This is a genomic window from Peribacillus sp. NPDC046944, assembly GCF_050272735.1.
Classification (GTDB): domain Bacteria; phylum Bacillota; class Bacilli; order Bacillales; family DSM-1321; genus Peribacillus.
Genome location: NZ_JBNNML010000001.1, coordinates 177,833 through 200,059, shown reverse-complemented (window position 1 = coordinate 200,059; position 22,227 = coordinate 177,833). Strand labels below are relative to the sequence as shown.

Sequence of the window (22,227 nt, the reverse complement as noted above, 5' to 3'; positions counted from 1 at the left end):
GATATCATATGTACGATGTGGATGTTGGTGGAGGGGATGGACTTTTCACAGCGGCACCAGTATTTATAGGAATTATTTTTGTTATCATTCTCATACTATTCATAGTGAATGTATTCAATGGCCTTAGCCAGTGGAAGGAAAACGAAGAGTCGCCTCGTTTATCTGTTCCGGCACATGTCATAAGTAAACGGACGAATGTCACAAGGCATAATCATTTCCATGATAACGATGTCCATTCGCATTCTTCCTCTACGACCTACTTTATAACATGTGAATTTGACAGTGGTGATCGAACGGAATTTCGTATTTCAGGCAAGGAGTTTGGTTTGCTTGCTGAAGGAGATATCGGCACGTTAACCTTCCAGGGAACAAGATTTATAGATTTTTCTAGGAAAAAGCAGACGGAAGAAAACTTACATTGAATGAAATTGGATTGGGAGATGAGGAATCATGAGTGAAAAAGGATGTATAAAATGCGGTAGTGATGATGCGGCTAAGAAGGACGTGGCAATGACGGGAACAGGATTGTCGAAGATGTTCGATGTCCAAAATAATCAATTTACGGTTGTGTATTGCAAGAAGTGCGGGTACTCGGAATTTTATAATAGGCAATCGTCCACAGGAAGTAACCTGCTCGATTTATTCTTTGGTTGATCTTTGGAAGAGAAGGGGCTGCCCCAAAAGGCGGGAATGTCGATCACAACATTTCTGCCTTTTTTCTTTTGCGTTTTTTCACTGGAAAAAGGGACTTTTGAAAAGGCTACTTGTTTGGTATGTTAAGATTTCTATCCGATAGTCATTATTTTAAGAAAGTATTTAATTCACTTTTCCCATTGCTCTATAAAGGCTGACAATCGCTAAACGAGTTAATTGTAAGGCCATGTAATGAGGGCTGTAAATCATGTTTTTTTCCACCCATACCTTAGTGATTCCTATGATGGATGAACTACTATAATCAAGCAATATATCTAAGGGGACCAATAATCTTTGTTCCTTACTCATGCTTGAAATGCGAAGGTAAAGGTTCTCCCTAATCACTTTATATAGGTTTTGAAGAAATTCTTCGGATTTTATTTTAGTGAACATGGTGTGGTAGAACTTTTGGTTTGTAGCTATATTTTCAAAGAATGACTCATAGTAGGGATCAGCCATTTCAAGATTAGACTGGTCATTTCCATGGTTCGGCATGGACTTCATCAAGGATTCTTTTAATTCTGATAATTTTTCTTGGACCGTTTTATCTAACCAATCATATTTGTCTTGATAATGTGCATAAAACGTAGAACGGCTGATATTGGCTTGATTGGTGATGTCCTTGACAGATATTCGTGAAAATTCCTTTTCGGATAGTAGAGAAATAACAGTTTCATAGATGACTTCACGAGTCCGGATGATTCGTCGATCTGTAATCGGTTGATGGCTTTCCATTTTTTCCTCCTAAAGATTGAAAGTAGAACGTAAAGTGATAATGGGTTTGTTGACGCCTCTATGCTTTTATTCGTATCAATGCTGTATTAATATAATAGACCATCAATTCATATATAATCAATAGGAATTGTTAGATTTGTGATTGGAGCTTGTCCAAACTGTACGTTCGGTTGATCTTTAAGCATGGACCAGAATGGGTGGAACATGAAAAATACAATATGAATCATAATGTGGTTTTACTTTACTTAATCGAACATATCGTTGTTCAATGTCTTCTAAACGTCAAAAAGACCTTAATTGTTTGTTGCAACGGAGTGGAGTCTTGCTATAATAAATATCAAATTCCGATTTTATTCATGTGATTTATAGGTGTATGTTAGAACTTGTCTAATTTTATATGTCGACTGGACTACCAGAGACTTTTATGTAAGCTTAAATCCCCTGATGTTTAAGCAAACAATAAAGGTGTCTGTTTTTTTGTATGCTTACGGTTTGATTGAAATTGGATGAAAAGAGGTTCGTAAGTGCTGAGCAGAGGAGATCGCTTTATTCAAAGCTTAAATGATGAACGTAGCGTATTACTTGAAGGGGAAAAGTTAACCGATTTGGCCGGGCATCCCGCGTTTAAAGGAACGCTCGAAACCATTACACATCTCTTTAATATGCTCGATGATCCCAACGAGAGAGAGAACGTTGGTTTTAAATTGCCTGGTAGAGAGTCATATGCACATAGCTCATTTTTAGTCCCCTATACACAAGAAGATTTACAAAAGCGTAGCCGGGCCTTTCATTATTGGTCTAAAGAGACTCATGGCATGATGAGCAGGTTGTCCGATTATGCACGATCCATGATTACGGGATGGTATGCGGCCAGGAAGCAATTGGGTGTTCTTGATCCCCATTTCGAATCGAAGATCACAGCTTACTATTCAGAGGCAAGGGATCATGATTTGTTCCTAACAACTGCCATTGTCGATCCGCAAATTGATCGCTCGAGTGGTCTGGAGGATGTCAGAGTGGCAGACAGGTTTCTCCATATTGTTAGAGAAACAAGTGATGGAATGATTGTGCGCGGTGCAAAAATGATTGCGACGGGTGCTCCCTATGCCCATGATTTTATCATCTCGTCCTTTCTGAAATTCAAACCGGAACAGACCAAACACGCACATGTTCTGATTGTTCCAGCAAACTCCAAGGGTCTTCATATTGTTTGTCGCGAATCCTTTGCTGATCTGAGGAAAAGCGACCATATTTTAAGTGCTAGATATGACGAAATGGACTCCGTTCTATTTTTCGATGATGTCTTCATTCCTTGGGAAAGGGTCTTGCTTCATGGCAATTCAGAGAATGTATTAGCACTTCGAGCCAACGAAACGGCTAATTCCCTTGCTTTTCATCAGAATATTGTTCGGTACGTGGCAAAGCTGGAATTCGTGACGGGGGTGGCCTTTGCGGTAGCGGAGGCAATAGGTGTGAATGAATATTTGCATGTGCAGGAAAAACTTGGTGAGCTACTTACCCAGGTTGATACCATGAAAGCACTCGTGATTGCCTCAGAAGTTCAAGCTAAGCCGGATGAGGCGGGAGTGCTAGTACCAAACCTATCCTATATCCATACAGCTCGAAACATCGGAACCCGTTTTTACCCGAGGGCCATCGAGATTTTACAACAAATAGGCGGTGGGGGATTTGTTCAGGTTCCCTCCAGGTTCGAAGATTTCTTTGGAGTGATTTCAAACCACATGCAACACTACTTTGAAGGAAAGACGGTCAGTGCGGAGAAAAAAGTACAGTTATTTAAACTGGCCTGGGATTTAATTGGGAGTCCTTTAGGGTCCCGGCATGAACTGTATGAACGATTCTATGCGGGAGATCCCGTTCGTGCTTTTGCCAGTCAGTATAGTGAAGCAGACCACGCTTCCTTCACGGAGCCGATTTGGCGGTTATTATGGGAAACAAGTAAGTAGGGGGAAGTAAGCTAAAGAGATTGAACCCGTCCATCATAGTCTTGCTAGTGAACGTTCTAAACCAACAATGATTAAGGAGCATTCAGTATGAATGATGAGAAATTAAGCATATTCGAACTTTCTGAACATCCCATACAAAAGAGAAATCTGGAAAAAAGCGAGTATCTGAACTTACCGGATATCGAGTTTTTTCTATTGTGTCAGCAGCAATATAGGGTGAATAAAGGGGTGTATAACACGATAGATAAATGGTTTCACCATGATGGAATCGTTAATATTATTCACCGTCGAATCTATCTTCTAGCCTTTTTGGACTTTGTATCAGAAGAGAATGCGAAAGATGGCCACCATAAATATATCCGATTCGGGAATGGCGGATTAACTAAAAAGCTCAACGAATTTATGAAGGAAACGGAAACCCATAAATATATGATTTAAACCCGGTCCATTTGAAGGAGGATCCTCATTCATGAATATAGCTGAAAAAGGAACAGAACTGGATTATCTTGAAATCGCCCAATCATTAGCAAATGAATTCGCAAAAACTGCCGTACAACGAGATAAACAAGGTGGAACGGCAAGAGTGGAACGTGATTTACTTCGCAAAAGTGGATTACTCTCTCTTAACGTTCCCGAGCATTTGGGGGGACATGGTGAGAACTGGGAAACCATTTTTCGAATAACCCGTGAACTGGCTAAAGTCGATGGCTCGATGGCTCATTTATTCGGTTACCACTTTTTGTGCCTGACGTCGGTTCATTTATACGGATCTGAACAGCAGAAGGAAAAGCTTTATAGAGAAACAGCCGAACATAATTGGTTCTGGGGCAATGCCTTTAATCCACGTGACGAGGGGTTAGTAGTAAGACAAGAAGGGAATTCATTGCGATTGAATGGAAAGAAATCCTTCTGTTCCGGTGCCACGGACTCGGACCGATTGCTTATCTCAGCCAAAAGCCCGGAACATAAACGACCTGTTATTGCTGTTATTCCGACTAAACGAACAGGTATAGTTGTCGGGGGCGATTGGGATAGCTTCGGTCAACGCCAAACAGACAGCGGAACCGTGATGTTCAACGATGTGCTGCTAGAAAAAGAAGAAGTACTGAGTTTTTACGAACAACATCAGGATGGCTTATTTCCCACTTTACGCACACATATCGCTCAGACGATTTTAGTTCAGGTTCTCCTTGGTGTGACGGAAGGAGCGTTTGAAGAAGCCAAAAAGTACACCAGAAGCGTTTCTCGCCCTTGGTTGACTTCCGGTGTTGAGCAAGCAACTCTTGACCCCTATACCATTCGTCACTATGGGGATTTCTTCATACAGATAAAAGCTTCTGAAGCATTGGCTCAAAATGCGGTAGTGGCATTACAAGAAGCGTGGGACAACGAGTGGTCACTAACAGAACAGGAGCGAGGTGAGTGTGGGATCATGATTGCAACAGCTAAAGCTTCCGTTGCAAAAACGGCATTAGAGGTGACAAGTCGCATGTTTGAGGTTATGGGAGCAAGGGCCACTTCAGCACAGTATGGATTTGACCGATTTTGGCGTAATGTAAGGACGCACACCTTGCATGATCCGATTGAATACAAAGTTCGGGATCTCGGAAACTGGGCTTTAAATGGTCAGGTACCTGAGATTACCCCCTATTCTTAAATAGTACGTAACAACTGCTTTTTAAAGAATTTACTGAAGCGTCTACCAAAAGAAGAAACAGTAAAACCAGTTAAATAAAACTTGATTTTAGAGAAAGAGGTTGATTAATAAATGGAAATCTTTTGGTTTATCCCTACAAACGGTGACTTTCGTCAATTAAATAATAGTGAAGGCGCTCGTCCTGCCACGTATAACTATTGTAAGCAAATTGCAGAAGCGGTTGATGATCTAGGCTATTCAGGGGTGTTAATTCCAACAGGAAAAACATGCGAAGAAGGATTCATTGTGGCGTCTACACTTGTACCTGTAACAAAAAATCTAAAATACCTGGTAGCTGTACGCCCAGGTTTAATGTCACCAAGCTTTGCGGCACGTATGTCTGCCACATTAGATCGGTTTTCTGATGGTCGGTTGTTAATTAATGTGGTAGCGGGGGGCGATCCTGTAGAAATGGCAGGAGAAGGTGTCTTTTTAGATCATGATGAACGGTATGAGCTAACTGATGAGTTTTTAACAATTTGGCGACAATTACTTGCAGAAGAAGAAGAGGTAGGCTTCAAAGGTGACCATTTACGAATTGAAGGGGGACAATTACCATACCCTACGGTGCAAAAACCATATCCGCCCCTTTATTTTGGAGGATCTTCGCCCGTTGCCATGGACGTGGCAGCAGAACATGTTGATGTCTATTTAACATGGGGAGAGCCACCAGCTCAAGTGGAGAAAAAAATCAATAAAATGCGTGAACTTGCAGCTAGGCAAGGAAGAACATTGAAATTCGGAATAAGACTTCATGTGATTGTTCGACCAACAGAAGAGGAAGCATGGGAAGCAGCGAATAAGCTCATTGAACACGTGGATGACGAAACCATTGCACAAGCACAAAAAGTATTTAAGCGGATGGATTCGGAAGGTCAACGTTTGATGACGAGCCTACATGAAGGAGACCGAGACCGATTAGAAGTAAGCCCTAATCTATGGGCAGGAGTGGGATTAGTGCGAACAGGTGCCGGCACGGCTCTTGTAGGAGATCCGGATACGGTAGCGGCGCGTATGAAGGAATATGCTGATTTAGGCATCGAAACCTTTATTTTATCAGGCTACCCGCATTTAGAAGAAGCCTATACCGTATCGGAATTATTATTCCCTAGGTTGCCAATTGAAAGGAAGGATACTTCTAATCAAAAAACATTCCTTAGTCCATTCGGCGGTGACATCAAGCCGGCTGCTGTTAAATAACTATTCTTCTTCATTTGGAAGAAAGAATCTCCATTTGATGTTCTTACTAGGTTCATAACATTTACACTACATCACTTTTTAATAGTGCCCACTGGACGACCAGAGGCTCGTATCGATTCCTTTCCTTTGGGATGTTGATAGGGCCTTTTGATTTCTGAATATAAAGGAGGAAAAAGGATGAGTTTACAATTTGCTTATTGGGCTCCAAATGTTAGCGGGGGCTTAGTCGTTTCTCAGATCCCACAAAAAACAGGTTGGTCTTTTGAAGATAATAAACGCTACGCTCAAATTGCTGAAGAAATTGGTTTTGATTATGTGCTACTGCAAACAAGGTTTTTCGCTAGCTATGGGGCTGAAAACCAATTAGAAGCAGCTACTCTTGCTTCAGCTCTTGCCGCTGTGACGAACAAACTGAACATCATTACGGCTGTATTGCCTGGTTTATGGCACCCAGGTGTAATGGCAAAAATCATCTCGACGATTGACCATATTAGTAACGGGCGTGTGTCTGTCAATATCGTCAGCGGCTGGTTTAAAGGGGAATTCCATGGCTATGGAGAACCATGGTTGGATCATGACGAACGGTATCGTCGTTCTGAAGAATTTATCGAGGTTCTCAAGGAAATGTGGACACAAGAAAAGGCTAATTATCGAGGCGACTTTTACCGATTGAACGACACGCCCTTAAAACCAAAACCTATTAACCCTCCGAAAATCTTTCAAGGAGGGAATTCTCGAGCTGCCAAAGAAATGGCCGGACGCGTATCGGACGTCTATTTCATGAATGGCGGGACCCTTGAAAAAATAAAGGAACAAATTGAGGAAGTAAAGGCGCTAAGAAAGGCGAATGGTGAAGGCGACATCCAGTTTGGCGTGAATGGTTTCGTCATTGTCCGCGATACAGAAGAAGAGGCAAAACAAGTGTTGCGGGATATTGTCGAAAATGCGGATCGAGAAGCGGTGGAAGGGTTTAGAAAATCAGTCAAAACCGCAGGGGCAGCTTCTCCCGATGGAAAAGGAATGTGGGCTGAATCCACCTTTGAAGACATTGTCCAATATAATGATGGATTTAAGACAGGACTAATCGGAACAGCTGAACAAGTAGCGGACCGGATTATGGAACTGAAAAAAATCGGTGTGGATATCGTGCTGACAGGATTTCTTCACTATGAAGAAGACTTGAGAGCCTTCGGTGAAAAGGTCATCCCTATGGTCAGAGAAAAAGAATTGGTATTTGCCTGAGAATAGCAAACTTCCACGGGCTAGACTATTCTGCTCTTTTATAAATTAAGTCGAGTGGTCGAATTAGTGCCTGGCGTGGTTGAATAATCAGCTTGCATGGTTGAATTAATCCGATTCGTGGTCGAATGATAAAGAGGTATTTAAAGAAGCATAAATGAATGACAGAGTAATGGAACTAAGTCCGGCAATTGGTACATAATGAATCCATTTCGATCAATCGAAATGGATTCATTTTATTTACCATTTTACTAAGCCCCTAGTTTAAGAAAGATTCAAAGGATGATACCTGAAAAAGCTCCTTTTAACACTTCTTTTTCATGTTGATTCTTACATGAGAACAAGGCCATAAGGGCTGTTCGATTATTTTCTTGCCTTTCATATTGATCGATTTGAACTTCACACATTATTGTATCCCCCGTAAATACAGGTCGTATAAACTCAAAATTCATGGTGCGAGCCAGTACGTTATGGTCCCCACCTACTTTTGTTGGTAAGGTAGCCGTCAATAACCCTTGAATGACAAGCCTCCCCTGTTCATCTGGGGTTATGTGATGATTCCCTTCATCCCCCGAAATCTCCGTGAATAATTCAACATCCCTCACTGTAAACGTCCGTTCAAACGTAATGATATCTCCTACTTGTAAAGACATATAAATCTCCTCCGGAAAGTTTTTTTGATAGAATATCTCTTTTTGAATTTCCTTTCTTGTTATATCGTTAAGGAATATATTCGGGGTGAAAAATACAAATCCCTTCTTCCACTGCCTTGCCGTTCATGACCAGTACGATGAAGGTAAGTAAGGAAGGAAATTCGGGGTAGAAATCTAGGGAAATAAGCGTACTAAACGAGTTCTGTAGCGAAATACCATGCTATAATTGACTAAAAAAGGTGATGTGTTTTGAAAGTACTAATTATTTCTGTATATCTAATTCCTACTCTTATCGCACTCTTTTTTGCTGGACCTTTTTCTCCATTAGTAGGACTTGCAATCGGATTTCCAGTCCACATTCTAGTAGTACTTTCAAACATATCCAGAACTCTTGATGAAATAGCCAAGAAGCTTTATGAATAAAAGGAAACTGTCTAATAGGTCTTACGGGGGCAATAGCTTCAAATCAAGGCTGTTAATGTGCAGTCTTTTTTTATGTTTAGGAAGAGAGGGTTAAGAGTTTAATTGAATGGGAAGGAAGGAAAAAGGTGAAGGGCAAACCGACTTTTTCCTACTTTTTAATCATATTGTTTCTTTTAAATACTGATGCTAAATATACCGATACACATATTTTTTCATTAATGATTATAACAATATCCATATTAATTATTTTAATGAATAGACTGAGAGCATCGGAAAAAGAAGATTTTAAATTTAGACATCTAATGATAGGGATGGTATGTGCACATGGAATCTATTATTTAGAAGAATTCATAAGGAATTAGTAGAGGATATACAAGTATTAAGATAAACATTTTTACTAATTGTATAATAGGAAACCTAGTACATATGTATCTATCCATTTCTTAATAGAAAGAATGGACTTTAAGCGATAATCCATCAAACAGGATGTTTGAGAATAAATGAATTCTCATTTAGTATGACTATACAGGGTTCTTTTGTAATAATTAACGGCTTTGGAAGTTCATACTAAAGGAGAGGTGTTTGTTGGATAATCATTCTTTTCAAGAAGTTATACGCAGTCGAAGATCTATACGTCAATTTCTTTCTACACCAGTGGAAGAAGAAGTTCTTCGTGAAATTCTAGAGGATGCTCAAGCTACCCCATCGAATTGCAATACTCAGCCTTGGGATGTTCATATCGTTTCAGGTGCAAAGAAAGAGGAATTGAAGAAGGCCCTCTTAAATACGAGCGAACAAGGGCAAGCCACGCCCGATTTTACATTTGATTTACATCACTATTATGGACGTTATGCTGAACGACAAATAGAACAGGCCCAAACATTCTATGGGGAATTGCAGATAGCTAGGGAGGATCACGAAGCCCGTCAAAAGGAAGTCATGCGAAATCTATCATTCTTCGATGCACCGCATGTTGCGTTCCTATTCATGCCTTCATTTGGAGATAATGTGCGTGTCGCTTCTGATATTGGCATGTATGCTCAGTCGTTCCTTTTATCACTGACTGCACGCGGGATAGGAAGTGTTCCTCAGACAATCTTGGGCTTTCACGCTGACACGGTTCGCCAAGTACTTGGCATTTCCGATGACATGAAGTTATTGTTTGGCATTTCCTTTGGTTATCCTGATCAAGAAGCAAAAGTAAATAGTTTTCGTGTGGGACGTGACCCCATCGAATCCAATGTAACCTTGCATAACTAGACTAACGAGAAAGGGCGTAATCAACGATTAAGTGGATTACGCCCTTTTTATAGTGAGTAGGAAATTAATCGTTTCTTGAAGAAGGAGAACTTAGCTCCCTTTCCCTACATAACCCCATCCGTTTTCATCTCCAATACCTTCAATAACTCTTTCACTGCAAACGAGTGATAGGACCCTTTCTTTGTAATAATCCCGAGTTTCCAAAGGAGTGTGGCGTTTTCAATCGGGATGATTTTAACATCACTGTTGGTTTGCTTTTCATATATCAATTTGGGTAATAATGCAATGCCCAGCCTGGATGAGACCAATTCGACGATTAAGTCCCATTGTGAACTTTGGTACGAGATGATGGGGCTGAATCCCTTTTCTTCGCATGCTTGTATCACATAGTCGTGCAAAGTGAAGTCCTTCGTAAATAAGATGAACTTTTCTTCTTTTAGTTCGGTCAAGGAGACGGATGATTGATGTGCGAGCGGATGGTCGTCGTGGACAAATAAAACGAATTCATCCTGAATGAACGGGTAGATGTCGAATTTTGCCTCATTCGCTGGCATGACAATGAGGCCAAGGTCAATTCGTCCATCTTCGACAAGTTGACCAATCAACTTGGCGCCAAGTTCAACTAATTCAATTGAGACATTCGGATGTTGTTGGTGAAAACGACGGGCGATTCCCGGAAAGAAAAGGGTACCGATCAGAGGGGGCATCCCGATTTTAATTTCCCCTGTCGCAATGTCTTTGAGGTCATCTAATAGGACGTCCAATTCTGACAAGGCCTGTAGCGCTTTTTGACCTTGCTGATAGACGATTCGTCCAGCATCGGTCAAGCGGAGGTGCCTTGTAGATCGATCGAACAGTTCAACATGAAGCTCCTGTTCAAGCTTTTTGATCGCTTTGCTAAGTGAGGGTTGTGTCAAGTAGGAATGGGCGGCAGCTTTTGTAAAACTGTTATGGTTCGCAACCTCGATAAAAGATTGTAAGTCTCGTAGTTCCATCGTTATTTCTCCTATTTATTCTTTATTTTCATACAATATATTCTATTTATGTATTTTACTTATAGGAAAGATAAATGTAAACTTTAAACAAGAAGATTATTCAGAATATTTACGATATTAAAGGGGGCGACCATATGAAAAAAGGAAAAGTGATCCATTCATTTTTGGAAGCGGTTTCAGATATTAAGGACGGTTCCACTATAATCGTTGGCGGTTTTGGATTGTCAGGCATCCCGGAGTACTCCATACAGGCACTGAAGGAGCAAGGCACGAAAGACTTGACGGTTGTCAGTAATAATTGTGGCGTCGATGACTGGGGGCTGGGGCTGTTGCTTCAGAATAAGCAGATAAAAAAGATGGTGTCATCTTACGTGGGGGAAAATAAAATATTTGAACAGCAATACTTGAGTAAGGAACTCGAAGTCGAATTAACGCCTCAAGGTACACTGGCGGAGCGAATCCGGGCTGGTGGGGCAGGCATCCCTGGTTTTTATACAGCGACGGGCGTCGGTACACCTATAGAAGAAGGAAAGGAAACGAAGGTGTTTGATGGCAAGAAGTATCTATTGGAAAGAGGAATTGTTGGGGACTTTGCCCTTGTAAAAGCGTGGAAAGCCGACACGCTTGGGAATCTTGTGTACCGTAAAACAGCGCGGAATTTTAATCCACTTGCGGCGATGGCTGGGAAAATCACGATTGCGGAGGTAGAAGAGATCGTCGAACCAGGTGAATTGGACCCCGATGAAATTCATACACCAGGTATTTATGTACAGCGGATCTTGCTTGGGTCCAATTATCAAAAACGAATCGAACGGCGGACGGTTGCACAAGGATAAAATTTAATGGGAATGGGGTGTCTGATGATGAAGGATACACGTATGGTTATCGTAAAAAGGGCGGTTGTGGAAATTGAAGACGGCATGAATGTCAATCTGGGCATTGGGATGCCGACACTTATTGCCAATGAGATCCCGGATGATTTCAATGTTTTACTTCAATCAGAGAATGGCTTGCTTGGCATTGGTCCATATCCACGGGAAGAGGAGATAGATCCAGATTTGATCAATGCAGGAAAAGAAACGGTCACGGCCGTTCCGGGATCGGCCTTTTTTGACAGCGCAGAATCGTTCGCCATGATTCGTGGCGGCCATATCGATCTTGCCATCCTTGGGGGAATGGAAGTATCTGAAACAGGGGATTTGGCCAACTGGATGATTCCCGGGAAAATGGTGAAAGGGATGGGCGGTGCGATGGACCTCGTTAATGGGGCCAAGCGGGTGGTCGTGATTATGGAACATGTGAACAAACATGGAGAATCTAAAATCAAAAAAACATGTTCGCTGCCATTGACTGGTCAAAAAGTTGTGCATCGTTTAATCACCGATCTAGCCGTGTTTGATTTTACCCCTGAAGGAATGGTGCTAATCGAGACGCAAGGAGATGTTTCCGTAGAAGAAGTGAAACAAAAGACGGAAGCTCAATTTTCTGTGGCACCTGAATGTTTAGCTAACAACTAAAAGTGTGGACTTGTGTTCAATCCTAATTTTCTCTTTGCATGTTGAAGGGGAATTAGGATTGTGTGTAAGGCAAAAATCATTTGCAGAAGATATAGATATGTGATATTATTATCTCGAATTAAATATATTTTAATTAAGAACAATGGGTCAATAGATCTCATTTATTTTTTATACAATATCTCGAATTCAAGATAAATTGAAAAATGAAGCACGATGAAAAGGGGCGGAAGTTGATGAATCATATTAAAGGAATTCACCATGTAACAGCCATAACAAGCAGTGCAGAAAAAAACTATGAGTTTTTCACATTCGTATTGGGCATGCGTTTGGTCAAGAAGACGGTAAACCAAGATGATATTCAAACCTATCACTTATTCTTTGCGGATGACAAAGGAAGTGCTGGGACGGACATGACATTCTTCGATTTTCCAGGTATTCCAAAAGGAACGCATGGTACGAATGAGATTTTTAAGACGGGATTCCGAGTACCGACAGATGCCGCTCTCGAATATTGGGTCAAACGTTTTGACAAGCTACAAGTGAAACATACAGGCATTCAAGATCTTTTCGGGAAAAAGTCTTTATCATTCGTTGATTTCGACGATCAACAGTATCAATTCGTATCAGACGAGTTGAATGAGGGCGTGGCTTCAGGCACACCATGGCAAAAAGGACCGATTCCGCTTGAATTTGCGATTACAGGATTAGGACCGATTCATGTACGGGTTGACCAATTTGACTATTTTAAAGAAGTGCTGGAGAAAGTCATGGCATTCCGTGAAATCGCCAAAGAAGGGTCGCTTCATTTATTTGAAGTCGGTGAAGGGGGAAACGGGGCACAAGTCATCGTCGAACATAATACGGTCTTGCCACGTGGACGCCAAGGCTTCGGTACGGTGCACCATGCAGCCTTCCGCGTGGAAGATACAAGTGTATTGAAGGAATGGATCGACCGTATGGAAAGTTTCGGATTCAGTACTTCCGGCTATGTGGACCGTTTCTTCTTTGAATCGCTTTATGCACGCGTCGCAACTGGCATCCTGTTTGAATGGGCAACAGACGGTCCAGGATTCATGGGCGATGAGCCATATGAAACGGTGGGTGAAATTCTTTCATTGCCGCCATTTTTAGAACCAAAACGGGAACAAATCGAGAAGATGGTCCGCCCAATCGATACGGTTCGCAGTACGATGAAGATTGAGAAAGAATACTTGTAAGCAGTTCCGTTCACACCATGTGCACGGAGTACGTGTACATGGTGTGTTCTAAAAAAAAAGAGAATGTTGAGCAAATGGGTTAAATCAATTTGTTTGAACTATGTGCTCAGCATTCATCTAAAATAGGGAGGAAACGAAGATGAAAAAACAGACGGCAGGGATTCACCATATCAGTGCCATTGTCGGCCATCCGCAGGAAAACATCGATTTTTATTCAGGTGTACTGGGCTTACGCTTGGTGAAGCAAACGGTAAACTTCGATGACCCTGGCACGTATCATTTATACTTCGGTGACGGAGGGGGAAATCCGGGGACCATCATTACCTTTTTCCCTTGGGCAAATGCTCGTCAGGGTCGGATTGGCGATGGACAAGTGGGTGTGACATCGTACGTCGTGCCAACAGGAGCTCTGGACTTTTGGGAAAAACGGTTAACGACGTTTCATGTGAAGGTTGAAAAAGTGAAACGTTTTGGCGAAACCTCTCTACAATTTGACGATCCGCATGGCCTTCACCTTGAACTTGTCGCTCGTGGGGCGGGTGAAGAGAATGCTTGGGCAGTGGACGATGTGACAAGGGAAGTGGCGATAATAGGATTTGGAGGCGCCACCCTTTATTCAAGCGCACCAGATGAAACGGCCGCTACATTAACGGATGTGTTAGGTCTGGAAATGATGGGTGTAGAAGGCGATTACACACGGTTCAGAGCTCTAGCTGATATCGGCAATATCATCGATTTAAAAATGGTCACAGGCGTTCGGGGCACAATAGGTGCCGGTACGGTGCACCATATCGCATGGCGTGCGAACGACAAAGCCGACCACTTGGAGTGGCAAGAGTATGCAATGAATCATGGACAGCACGTGACCGAAGTGAAGGATCGTAACTACTTCGATGCGATTTATTTCCGTGAATCAGGAAAGATCTTATTCGAAATCGCGACAGACCTGCCAGGATTCGCGATTGACGAAAGTCCTGAAACGATGGGGACGAAACTTATGTTGCCGCCACAATTCGAGCAGCAACGTGAGCATCTCGTTCAATCACTGATTCCCATTCAAGTACCACCCAATAAAGTGAGATGATAAGGAAAGGGAGAATATAGAATGAACCATATCTTTAAGCCAGGAACGAATCCGAATAAACCAGTCTTATTGCTTTTACATGGAACGGGCGGGAATGAAAATGATTTGCTTCCGCTAGCTGACATCGTGGATCCAGAAGCTTCTATACTAAGTGTAAGAGGGAATGTATCGGAAAACGGGATGCCCCGATTCTTTAGACGTTTGGCGGAGGGGATATTTGACGAAGAAGATTTGATTTTCCGTACGAATGAACTGAATAGCTTCCTGGATGAAGCGTCCACTACCTATGCATTTGATCGTCAAAATATCATTGCAATCGGGTATTCAAATGGAGCGAACATCGCGGCGAGCCTATTATTCCACTTTAAAGATGCCTTAAAGGGTGCGATTTTACATCATCCGATGGTGCCAAGACGTGGAATTGATTTACCTGATTTAACAGGTACAAACGTCTTCATCGCAGCCGGAGTCAATGACCCGATTTGTCCACAGCAAGAATCCATCGACCTTAAAGAATTATTAGAAGCGGCACATGCCTCGGTAGATGTACAATGGGAAAATAACGGACATCAATTATCGATGAATGAAGTGAACGCCGCGAAACAGTGGTATCAAGAAAAATACTAATCAATGATCAATCAAGAAATCCACCTACAATTTGTATGGTGGATTTTTTGTGTTATCAAATCATTTTGGCCCATTCATTACCCTCTATTACTATCTGAAATTATATGCGGAGAGGGTATAAAGTCTTAGTGGTATTCGTGGATAGATGAGGATTATATCCTGGTCAATCGGGTAATTAGCATATTTATCCCTATTTATCTCCCTGACTATATTCCTTATAATTATATAATATGAAAAATATACCAATAATAATGAGGTGTTTCTTTTGGATATAGGACAGGAGAAAGCTCAGATTTATTTTTTGCAAAGCACCGTCCCCCTTTCCCTACAGAGGGATGAGCCATTATGACAATCTTCGAAGCCAAACCTCTGAAGTCGGCAGTCAAGTCACGGGCCAAGCAATATGAAGACCTATTGGGGCAAGTAGAGACACTGAAAAAGGAATTTCAGGGAATCGTCGATTTGGATGAAGAGCTGGCCGGAGCCGGGGCGACGGCCATCAAGAACTTTTATCGAGCACAAGTAGAGGTGGCCAATGCCTGGATCGAATTATTCACGACCCAAATCAGCTTTCTGAAAGGGATTCCGGCCATATTGGAAGACGCCGACCTATCCGGTGAAACCGTGGTCGAGGTGCCGTTTTTAGAGGGGGAAGTGACCCACGGTCTCTCCAACGCCAAATCGATGGTGAACCAGCAGTCCACCGATCTCCAAAAGATATTCCAGAACATTGATGATATCCTCTCACTACAGGTGTTCGACCAAGGCGATTTCCATGAGAAAATGGAAAAGGCCGAAAAAGAAAAGAACGATACCATCAAGAAAGTGCACGAAGTAGATAATAAATTAGTAGAAGAATACCAAGTGACCGAAGCCCAGGAAAGTGTAGCCATTAGCCTTTTCCAGGCCTTACTTGAAGCCACCAGTCAGGATGGCACCGTTTCCCCGATGAACTTCAACCAAAGTGCCTTTCAAGCGAGTCAAGCTTATCAAGTGAAGGATGAAGTGGCCGAGAATATGCAAGGATACCGGGACTTCAAGAAGCAAGAAGAGGAAGCGCGGAAACTCGAACAGGAAATGGAAGAACTCGAGAACCGCCCATGGTATGAAAAAGCCTGGGACACGACAAAAACCTTTACAGGGGAAATCACGGGGTATTATGATTCAGTAAGAGCGACAACGGGAGTCGATCCCGTAACAGGCCGTAAACTTTCCGAAGCTGAACGAATCGCCGCGGGCGCGATGGCCGCGGCCGGATTCATCCCCATCGTCGGCTGGGCTGGGCGTGCGGTCAAGGGTGGAAGTGCCGTCTACAAAACCGTGAAGGGACTTAACGCTGCAGACCATGCATTGGATGCCTATAAATCTAGTAAAGGGCTGGATGTCCTCAAGCAAACCGAATACGGTCTATACGGATTAACCGCCGCCAACGGACTCGGCGAAGCCGTCACCGGCAAGGACATGTTCGGAAATGAACTCACTAAAGAACAGCGCCAAAACAGCCTGATGAACGCCCTTGGTATCGCCGGAGTTGCCGGGGCAGCTAAGGTCGCAGACAAAATGGCCAGCGGAACAAAGTTCATCCCCTACAGCAAAGAATATGTGCAAAAACAAGTCCAGAAAGCTCAAGGCTCGATCAAGGATATGGGTAAGGCCATCGGTAAAACGGAAGTGCCAACTGGATTCAAGGTCAGGGAAGTAGCCGATACGACTGGAAGTACTCACAAAATTATTGAAGTGGATAAGACAACGATAAAGGATCTTGCGCAGAAGATTACGGCGAAGGGTGAAGGTAGTAATGGTAAATCAGGAGAAAAGAGTTCTCTTACACCTGGTGGAGGATTGGCTGCACATGAGGTAAAAGGTGGGCATTTGATTGAAAGACATGTTGGAAAAACTGATGAAGAGTTATTAGAAAGAATAAGAAATAATCCTAGAATTAATGGGTCTTCTACTTTTAAAGATAGGGCTATTGCTGAGAAAGTTGTTAGTACAGCCTTAAGCGAAATTAATAACAAAAATGCGATTGAATCTTGGATGAGTAATTCTCAAAGTAAGTCAAACTTAGTTTTGACTTATGAAGGAACCGAAGTTATTGGGCGTGGAGTAAAAAGAGGTTCTACTAATGTTGAAAATATGACAAATGCTAGAATTATTTTGAAAAAGGATGGAGAAGGAAATTACATTTTAACTGGCTATCCAAATTAATACTCAAGAGGTGAGATTTTATGTTGTCTTCTAACAAACTAGAAGAACCGGTTTTTCAGTTCTTGGCCGGAACTTTTCATCAAGATATTGATTCTCCAGAAGTGGCATTACAAGAATTATTAACAGAAGAAAGTATAGAATATCTAAAATCTGCTATTGTCTTTTTAACAGATTTTATTAGAAGTAGTAAGTATTCAGATATTCAAAAGAATGAATATATTCAAACTTGTGCAGATGGTGTATACTTTCCTGCTCTTGGTTTACAACCACTTCAGTGGCTCTATCAAGTAATTGAACAAATAGAAGAAGCTGTTAAAGAAAAATAACTTTATTAAAAAAACTTGATTGGTTAAAAGCCTTTCAAGTTTTTTTGTGGGATGGAGTGTAACTATCTAGCTTGAAAAATAGAGTGATTGCAGATTGGGAAGAAAAAACCATACAAAAGTGGCCTACATATACAGAAGAGGTGTTTCCATGTAACAGATACTCATAAAAAAGTACCTCGTTGTTCGGGTTTCCCAGATAAAAAACTAAAGAGTTCTTATTGAAGGATTAGAAGCTCTTGAAATTTGTTGAAAAGGAAGAAATAGATATATTCGATGTAGGAAGAAATTCTATATTATAAGTATAATTCAAACCTTGATAATGCTCTTCAAGGTTTTTTATTATGATTTAAAGTGACAAGTCTGGAAGGGTATCAACTTCTTTACGAGAACATGCAAGGATACCGGGACTTCAAGAAGCAAGAAGAGGAAGCGCGGAAACTCGAAAAGGAAATGGAAGTAATGGTGAATTGAGTTGTATAGATATTGTGGTTCCAGACCATGGCTAGTTTTCTACTTAATCTGAAAATATAGGAATTTAATTGAGCGATGAGAATCAAATTTAAAATTTTTTGCAGGAGGAAATGCTATATGAAACAATGAAAAAAAATGTTTTGGATAGATATTTTAATGAAAAAACCTATTATATTTCTGATGAAAACATATTAAGATTTGCATAGTGAAAAAATTTTTTTAATCGAGAGAGAATTATAGGCTTTATAAATTTGTGTCCCTATGACTTTGTGGTTTTCACAATTTTCATGAAAGGGCTTACAATATCTGAAGTCTAAAAGTTCCAAAAAGATATCGATAGGGTTTATAAAAAAGTACTGATGACTTTTGTTAATTACCGAGAGGAGGAAATGGTTATGAGTTCTACAAAGCAATACACTAACGCTAGCAGATTATTTAGTCAAGTTATGTTTGATACTAAATATGAGGATTTAGATAAATCTTTAATCGAGCGTATGAAGATTCGTATGGCGGATAGTATTGGCGTAACCGCTGCGGGAGTGCATGGTGTAGGTGTAGATATGACTTACGCTATGCTTTCGGAATATGGAGGGAGAGAAGAAGCTTCTGTTTATAATCTAGGTGGTAAAATGCCTGCAGCTAATGCTGCATTTTTAAATAGTTTACAATTGCGGTCAAATGATTTTGAACCTTGTCATGCAGATGATAAAAGTGGAAAAGGACGTCCTGCGCATATTACAAGTAGCCTCTTCCCAGCGGTTTTTGCTGTAGGTGAACGTGAAAAAGCATCAGGTAAGGATATAATGGCTGCAATCGCTGTCGGTGAGGACCTTGGTTCACGCCTTAGTGCTGCTATTGGCTTTAATACAAATGCCCTTTTTGATAGTAATGGTACCGTTAATGGGATGGCTTCGGCAGCTTCCGTAGCGAAAGTATCGGGGCTAGACAATGAAAAAATCCATAATACTTTAGGTATCGCATTTAATACATTAGGTGGTCCCATGGCTTCAACTATGGAACACTCTTGGTTGTTTAAATTCCCAAATGCGAATTCAGCGCGTAACGCTATTTTCGCTGCTGATATGGCACGCCATGGCTTTACTGGAATTGAGGATCCAATTCTCGGAAAAAAATGCTTTGTTGATATGTTTTCAGTTACGCCTGATATAGATTCCTTATTTGAAGATATTGGGAGGATTCGCTATGGAGAAGTTTTAATTAAGCCTTATTCTAGTTGTTGTGCGACTCATCACTCTATCAAAGCTGCTCTAATTGCTACAGGTGAGCGAGGGTATGCTCCAGATGAAGTTAAAGAAATTCGTGTGCATATGCTTGAATCCAAGGTTCCTATCGTAGGTGGTTTGTGGGAGCCTGGAGAAGCTTCGCAACCATTTGCATCATTTAGTGTCCAGGCAACTGTTTGTAATGCAATTTTACATGGAGGAGTGTATCCAGAGCATCAAACACCAGAGGCGCTTTCAGATGAGCCGTTCCAAACGATGCTAAAAAAATATAAACAGATACCGGATTTACAAGAAACAGACGACTTTGTTGCTCATGTTGAGATAGAATTATTAGATGGTACAATTCTTTCTGGTAAATGTGATGAAGTACGTCCTGGGAATATGTTAGATCGTGATTCTTTATCTTTAGATTACATCTATGGCAAGTATTTACGAAACATGAAGTTTGGTGCGAGGATACCATTGTCTCGCGCTGAGGAGATTTGGGATATTTGCATGAATTTTGAGCAGCTTGATAGCATGCAAAGACTTGCTAAATTATTAGTTCCCTAAGATTAGATTAGTGAACTTTAATGCGTAAAAGTGCTTTTAGGCATTAATAGACAATAGTATAATATGTTATCTTTCTATAACTTACAGGAGATACAGGATAAATGGAAATAGACCTAAAATCAATGTGTAAAAAACTTTGGGTCTATTTTTCGTTTACTTTTAAATGGTGGATTTCATTAATATAGCAGCTAAGAATAATAGGGCATTAGCTTTAAAAATGAAAGAAATAAAGTAAATTAAACAACGTTTTGTAAGTGTTAACAAACCATTAATAAAATGAGATAAGTGGGAATAAGTAAATGCTTTAATACAAAGGGGACGTTATTATGAGATGGATTGTATTGGGGTTCCTTTTCTTGCTGTCAGTTTTAAACTACACAGATAAGTCTGTATTAGGAATAGCGGCACAACCAATTATGGATGAACTTAATTTATCATATGATCAATTTGGTTTAATAGGGAGTAGCTTCTTTGTTACATACGCTTGTGGAGGCGTGATCATAGGTATATTAACATATCGTATTAATACTAAGTATTTATTAATAATAATTGCATTAGGTTGGACAGCTTCATTGGTAACTGCTTATTTTGTAGAGACATTTGCGCATTTAATATTCCTTCGTGCTATTTTGGGGTTCTTTGAAGGTGGAACTTACAGTTTGTGCGTAGTGCATCTTGCACGATGGTTTACTAGTTCAGAACGGGGCTTTACTTCAGCCATTATGACTTCTGGTACAGTAGTGGGTACGTATGTAGCTGCCCCATTGATTGTACTGGGGATTATCAATTTAGGCTGGCAACATACTTTTGCTTTATTAGGGCTCGCAAGCTTAGTATGGGCAACGATGTTCTTCTTTATGAAGGATGAACCCAAAAGACCATTAATTGAAGATGTAAAATCTTTAGCGTCAAACAAAGAAGTGCCCTTTAAAGATGTTTTAAAGGTATTCCTTAATCCATATGTGTTATCAACTTTAGTGATTAGTTTTGTATCAATGTGGATAGCTACTTGGGTTTTGACATGGGCACCAACATATTTAACACAAATTGTTGGGCTTGAACCTCAACAAATGAGTTTAATCTTTGCAGCAATGGGGATTACAGGTGCAATCTTTGCCATTTGTATAGGTAAGTTTACGGACTCTTTATTTAAGAAGAATAGGAGTCTCCTTAAATCTTATGATCGAGTATTAATAACGATATTGCTTATCGGATCGGTATCGTATTTAATGACAACAATTGTATCCTCACCAGTTTTAGCATGTATTTTCTTAGGACTGGGATTAGTAATGAATGCAAGTTTATTACCATTAAATACGGCCATTAAATCCATGGTAATTCCAAAAAACTTAGTAGGTAGTGTATTAGGTATCGCATTGCCAATTTCAAGTATGGCAGGCGTTATTAGCCCATGGATGACGGGTTACTTGCTTAAAATCTCAGGTGAAGATATTCGTGCAGGATTTAATTCGGGTGTATTAATAGTCGTTGTTTTATATATTTTGGCTGCGCTTATTTTATTAAGCACGCGTAAGTTTAAGATTACAACAAGTGAAAAAGAAGATGCCCGTCGTGTAAACGAGGAAGAGAATTTACAAATAAATGTTGCACTAAATAAATAGTCCTTGTTGGCCCATGGCTCATAATCTACCGAAGATAGCTGGTTTGCTTCAGCTGCTTTCAATGAATAATTATAAGAAAAGGAAAAAAATTTAGACAGCCCCTTCTTTGGAATATCTGGTTTTTGGCAACTTGAATTTTTTTAATCTTAAATATAGAAAACAATGAAACTAATTTTTTAATGAATATTTTTAATGAAAATACACATTATATTTTTCAAAGAATATATTTAAAATTTGTATATTAACACACAATACTTTAATCAAAATAGAGAGATCCCTAAAAATATATTTGATTTAAGGTATTTGCGAGTTGATTTAGAAAAGTGTGGAGAGTAAATTGAAGATTTATTCTTGCTTGTTTAAAAATATAAGAAGGGACCGATTTTATTGACAATAGTAGATTGAAGGGAATACTTTGTACAAGAAATGAAAGCGGTAACATTTATTGTCGTATCTATTCTTTACAGAGGTTATCTAAATAAGTAAGTTTCCATCAAA

Annotated in this window: 20 protein-coding genes; 17 read left to right on the top strand and 3 right to left on the bottom strand. The window is 40.6% G+C overall.

Translation table 11 applies throughout. The features are described from left to right. The first annotated feature begins 8 nt into the window (after nucleotides 1–8). Complete coding sequence (locus tag ACQKIC_RS01025; RefSeq protein WP_402873607.1) at nucleotides 9–422, top strand: DUF2500 domain-containing protein; 414 nt, start codon at nucleotides 9–11, stop codon at nucleotides 420–422. A gap of 28 nt (nucleotides 423–450) precedes the next feature. Further along, on the top strand, nucleotides 451–654 hold the full coding sequence (locus tag ACQKIC_RS01020; RefSeq protein WP_402873610.1) for a zinc ribbon domain-containing protein: 204 nt from the start codon (nucleotides 451–453) through the stop codon (nucleotides 652–654). A gap of 162 nt (nucleotides 655–816) precedes the next feature. Here the strand turns inward: ACQKIC_RS01020 and ACQKIC_RS01015 are convergent, their stop codons facing one another. Next, the gene (locus tag ACQKIC_RS01015) at nucleotides 817–1,428 is read right to left on the bottom strand and encodes a TetR/AcrR family transcriptional regulator (protein WP_427590751.1); all 612 of its coding nucleotides are present in this window, start codon (nucleotides 1,426–1,428) and stop codon (nucleotides 817–819) included. Between the two features lie 524 nt (nucleotides 1,429–1,952). Here ACQKIC_RS01015 and ACQKIC_RS01010 point away from each other — a divergent pair. The 5 genes from ACQKIC_RS01010 (at nucleotide 1,953) to sfnG (ending at nucleotide 7,533) form a co-directional block, all read left to right on the top strand. After that, nucleotides 1,953–3,395: a 4-hydroxyphenylacetate 3-hydroxylase family protein gene (locus tag ACQKIC_RS01010; RefSeq protein ID WP_427590750.1), complete on the top strand. Its 1,443-nt coding sequence runs from the start codon at nucleotides 1,953–1,955 to the stop codon at nucleotides 3,393–3,395. An 87-nt stretch (nucleotides 3,396–3,482) separates the two neighbouring features. Next, a complete protein-coding gene (locus ACQKIC_RS01005) occupies nucleotides 3,483–3,833 on the top strand; it encodes a hypothetical protein (protein ID WP_427590749.1) in 351 nt (116 codons plus the stop codon). A 31-nt stretch (nucleotides 3,834–3,864) separates the two neighbouring features. Next, nucleotides 3,865–5,052: an acyl-CoA dehydrogenase family protein gene (locus tag ACQKIC_RS01000; protein ID WP_427590748.1), complete on the top strand. Its 1,188-nt coding sequence runs from the start codon at nucleotides 3,865–3,867 to the stop codon at nucleotides 5,050–5,052. A 111-nt stretch (nucleotides 5,053–5,163) separates the two neighbouring features. After that, on the top strand, nucleotides 5,164–6,291 hold the full coding sequence (ssuD, locus tag ACQKIC_RS00995) for an FMNH2-dependent alkanesulfonate monooxygenase (RefSeq protein ID WP_427590747.1): 1,128 nt from the start codon (nucleotides 5,164–5,166) through the stop codon (nucleotides 6,289–6,291). A gap of 177 nt (nucleotides 6,292–6,468) precedes the next feature. Continuing rightward, complete coding sequence (gene sfnG / locus ACQKIC_RS00990) at nucleotides 6,469–7,533, top strand: dimethylsulfone monooxygenase SfnG (protein ID WP_402873627.1); 1,065 nt, start codon at nucleotides 6,469–6,471, stop codon at nucleotides 7,531–7,533. Nucleotides 7,534–7,805: 272 nt separating this feature from the next. Here the strand turns inward: sfnG and ACQKIC_RS00985 are convergent, their stop codons facing one another. Next, nucleotides 7,806–8,183, bottom strand: coding sequence for an FAS1-like dehydratase domain-containing protein (locus ACQKIC_RS00985; protein WP_402986876.1), 378 nt, complete (start codon nucleotides 8,181–8,183; stop codon nucleotides 7,806–7,808). 1,008 nt (nucleotides 8,184–9,191) lie between these two features. On the opposite strand from ACQKIC_RS00985, the gene ACQKIC_RS00980 reads away from it, so the two are divergent. Then, nucleotides 9,192–9,866, top strand: a complete 675-nt coding sequence (locus tag ACQKIC_RS00980) for a nitroreductase (protein ID WP_402873635.1) — start codon at nucleotides 9,192–9,194, stop codon at nucleotides 9,864–9,866. A 104-nt stretch (nucleotides 9,867–9,970) separates the two neighbouring features. On the opposite strand, the gene ACQKIC_RS00975 is transcribed toward ACQKIC_RS00980, so the two are convergent. Then, nucleotides 9,971–10,861 carry a LysR family transcriptional regulator gene (locus ACQKIC_RS00975; RefSeq protein WP_427590746.1) on the bottom strand — a complete coding sequence of 297 codons (891 nt, stop codon included), beginning with the start codon at nucleotides 10,859–10,861 and terminating at the stop codon, nucleotides 9,971–9,973. A 134-nt stretch (nucleotides 10,862–10,995) separates the two neighbouring features. Here ACQKIC_RS00975 and ACQKIC_RS00970 point away from each other — a divergent pair, with 134 nt between their 5' ends. The 9 genes from ACQKIC_RS00970 (at nucleotide 10,996) to ACQKIC_RS00930 (ending at nucleotide 21,729) form a co-directional block, all read left to right on the top strand. Next, nucleotides 10,996–11,697: a CoA transferase subunit A gene (locus tag ACQKIC_RS00970; protein WP_403122378.1), complete on the top strand. Its 702-nt coding sequence runs from the start codon at nucleotides 10,996–10,998 to the stop codon at nucleotides 11,695–11,697. Between the two features lie 27 nt (nucleotides 11,698–11,724). After that, nucleotides 11,725–12,378: a 3-oxoacid CoA-transferase subunit B gene (locus tag ACQKIC_RS00965; protein ID WP_427590980.1), complete on the top strand. Its 654-nt coding sequence runs from the start codon at nucleotides 11,725–11,727 to the stop codon at nucleotides 12,376–12,378. A gap of 233 nt (nucleotides 12,379–12,611) precedes the next feature. Continuing rightward, nucleotides 12,612–13,595 carry a ring-cleaving dioxygenase gene (locus tag ACQKIC_RS00960; protein ID WP_427590745.1) on the top strand — a complete coding sequence of 328 codons (984 nt, stop codon included), beginning with the start codon at nucleotides 12,612–12,614 and terminating at the stop codon, nucleotides 13,593–13,595. A gap of 139 nt (nucleotides 13,596–13,734) precedes the next feature. Further along, a complete protein-coding gene (locus tag ACQKIC_RS00955; RefSeq protein WP_427590744.1) occupies nucleotides 13,735–14,679 on the top strand; it encodes a ring-cleaving dioxygenase in 945 nt (314 codons plus the stop codon). Nucleotides 14,680–14,700: 21 nt separating this feature from the next. After that, nucleotides 14,701–15,306, top strand: coding sequence for an alpha/beta hydrolase (locus tag ACQKIC_RS00950; protein WP_402986864.1), 606 nt, complete (start codon nucleotides 14,701–14,703; stop codon nucleotides 15,304–15,306). A gap of 345 nt (nucleotides 15,307–15,651) precedes the next feature. Further along, complete coding sequence (locus tag ACQKIC_RS00945; protein ID WP_402986862.1) at nucleotides 15,652–17,514, top strand: ribonuclease YeeF family protein; 1,863 nt, start codon at nucleotides 15,652–15,654, stop codon at nucleotides 17,512–17,514. Between the two features lie 20 nt (nucleotides 17,515–17,534). After that, nucleotides 17,535–17,840 carry a contact-dependent growth inhibition system immunity protein gene (locus tag ACQKIC_RS00940; RefSeq protein WP_402986861.1) on the top strand — a complete coding sequence of 102 codons (306 nt, stop codon included), beginning with the start codon at nucleotides 17,535–17,537 and terminating at the stop codon, nucleotides 17,838–17,840. 866 nt (nucleotides 17,841–18,706) lie between these two features. After that, nucleotides 18,707–20,107 carry an MmgE/PrpD family protein gene (locus ACQKIC_RS00935; RefSeq protein WP_427590742.1) on the top strand — a complete coding sequence of 467 codons (1,401 nt, stop codon included), beginning with the start codon at nucleotides 18,707–18,709 and terminating at the stop codon, nucleotides 20,105–20,107. A 326-nt stretch (nucleotides 20,108–20,433) separates the two neighbouring features. Next, on the top strand, nucleotides 20,434–21,729 hold the full coding sequence (locus ACQKIC_RS00930) for an MFS transporter (protein WP_427590741.1): 1,296 nt from the start codon (nucleotides 20,434–20,436) through the stop codon (nucleotides 21,727–21,729). Nucleotides 21,730–22,227 lie beyond the last annotated feature (498 nt).

Excerpts from the sequence above, each read along its gene's own strand:
- ACQKIC_RS01005 (WP_427590749.1), top strand. The coding sequence starts at position 3,483 with ATGAATGATGAGAAATTAAGCATATTCGAACTTTCTGAACATCCCATA.
- ssuD (WP_427590747.1), top strand. The coding sequence starts at position 5,164 with ATGGAAATCTTTTGGTTTATCCCTACAAACGGTGACTTTCGTCAATTA.
- ACQKIC_RS00965 (WP_427590980.1), top strand. The coding sequence starts at position 11,725 with ATGAAGGATACACGTATGGTTATCGTAAAAAGGGCGGTTGTGGAAATT.
- sfnG (WP_402873627.1), top strand. The coding sequence starts at position 6,469 with ATGAGTTTACAATTTGCTTATTGGGCTCCAAATGTTAGCGGGGGCTTA.
- ACQKIC_RS01015 (WP_427590751.1), bottom strand. The coding sequence starts at position 1,428 with ATGGAAAGCCATCAACCGATTACAGATCGACGAATCATCCGGACTCGT.
- ACQKIC_RS00935 (WP_427590742.1), top strand. The coding sequence starts at position 18,707 with ATGAGTTCTACAAAGCAATACACTAACGCTAGCAGATTATTTAGTCAA.
- ACQKIC_RS00960 (WP_427590745.1), top strand. The coding sequence starts at position 12,612 with ATGAATCATATTAAAGGAATTCACCATGTAACAGCCATAACAAGCAGT.
- ACQKIC_RS00970 (WP_403122378.1), top strand. The coding sequence starts at position 10,996 with ATGAAAAAAGGAAAAGTGATCCATTCATTTTTGGAAGCGGTTTCAGAT.
- ACQKIC_RS00950 (WP_402986864.1), top strand. The coding sequence starts at position 14,701 with ATGAACCATATCTTTAAGCCAGGAACGAATCCGAATAAACCAGTCTTA.
- ACQKIC_RS01020 (WP_402873610.1), top strand. The coding sequence starts at position 451 with ATGAGTGAAAAAGGATGTATAAAATGCGGTAGTGATGATGCGGCTAAG.
- ACQKIC_RS00975 (WP_427590746.1), bottom strand. The coding sequence starts at position 10,861 with ATGGAACTACGAGACTTACAATCTTTTATCGAGGTTGCGAACCATAAC.
- ACQKIC_RS00930 (WP_427590741.1), top strand. The coding sequence starts at position 20,434 with ATGAGATGGATTGTATTGGGGTTCCTTTTCTTGCTGTCAGTTTTAAAC.
- ACQKIC_RS01000 (WP_427590748.1), top strand. The coding sequence starts at position 3,865 with ATGAATATAGCTGAAAAAGGAACAGAACTGGATTATCTTGAAATCGCC.
- ACQKIC_RS00955 (WP_427590744.1), top strand. The coding sequence starts at position 13,735 with ATGAAAAAACAGACGGCAGGGATTCACCATATCAGTGCCATTGTCGGC.
- ACQKIC_RS00985 (WP_402986876.1), bottom strand. The coding sequence starts at position 8,183 with ATGTCTTTACAAGTAGGAGATATCATTACGTTTGAACGGACGTTTACA.
- ACQKIC_RS00945 (WP_402986862.1), top strand. The coding sequence starts at position 15,652 with ATGACAATCTTCGAAGCCAAACCTCTGAAGTCGGCAGTCAAGTCACGG.
- ACQKIC_RS01025 (WP_402873607.1), top strand. The coding sequence starts at position 9 with ATGTACGATGTGGATGTTGGTGGAGGGGATGGACTTTTCACAGCGGCA.
- ACQKIC_RS00940 (WP_402986861.1), top strand. The coding sequence starts at position 17,535 with ATGTTGTCTTCTAACAAACTAGAAGAACCGGTTTTTCAGTTCTTGGCC.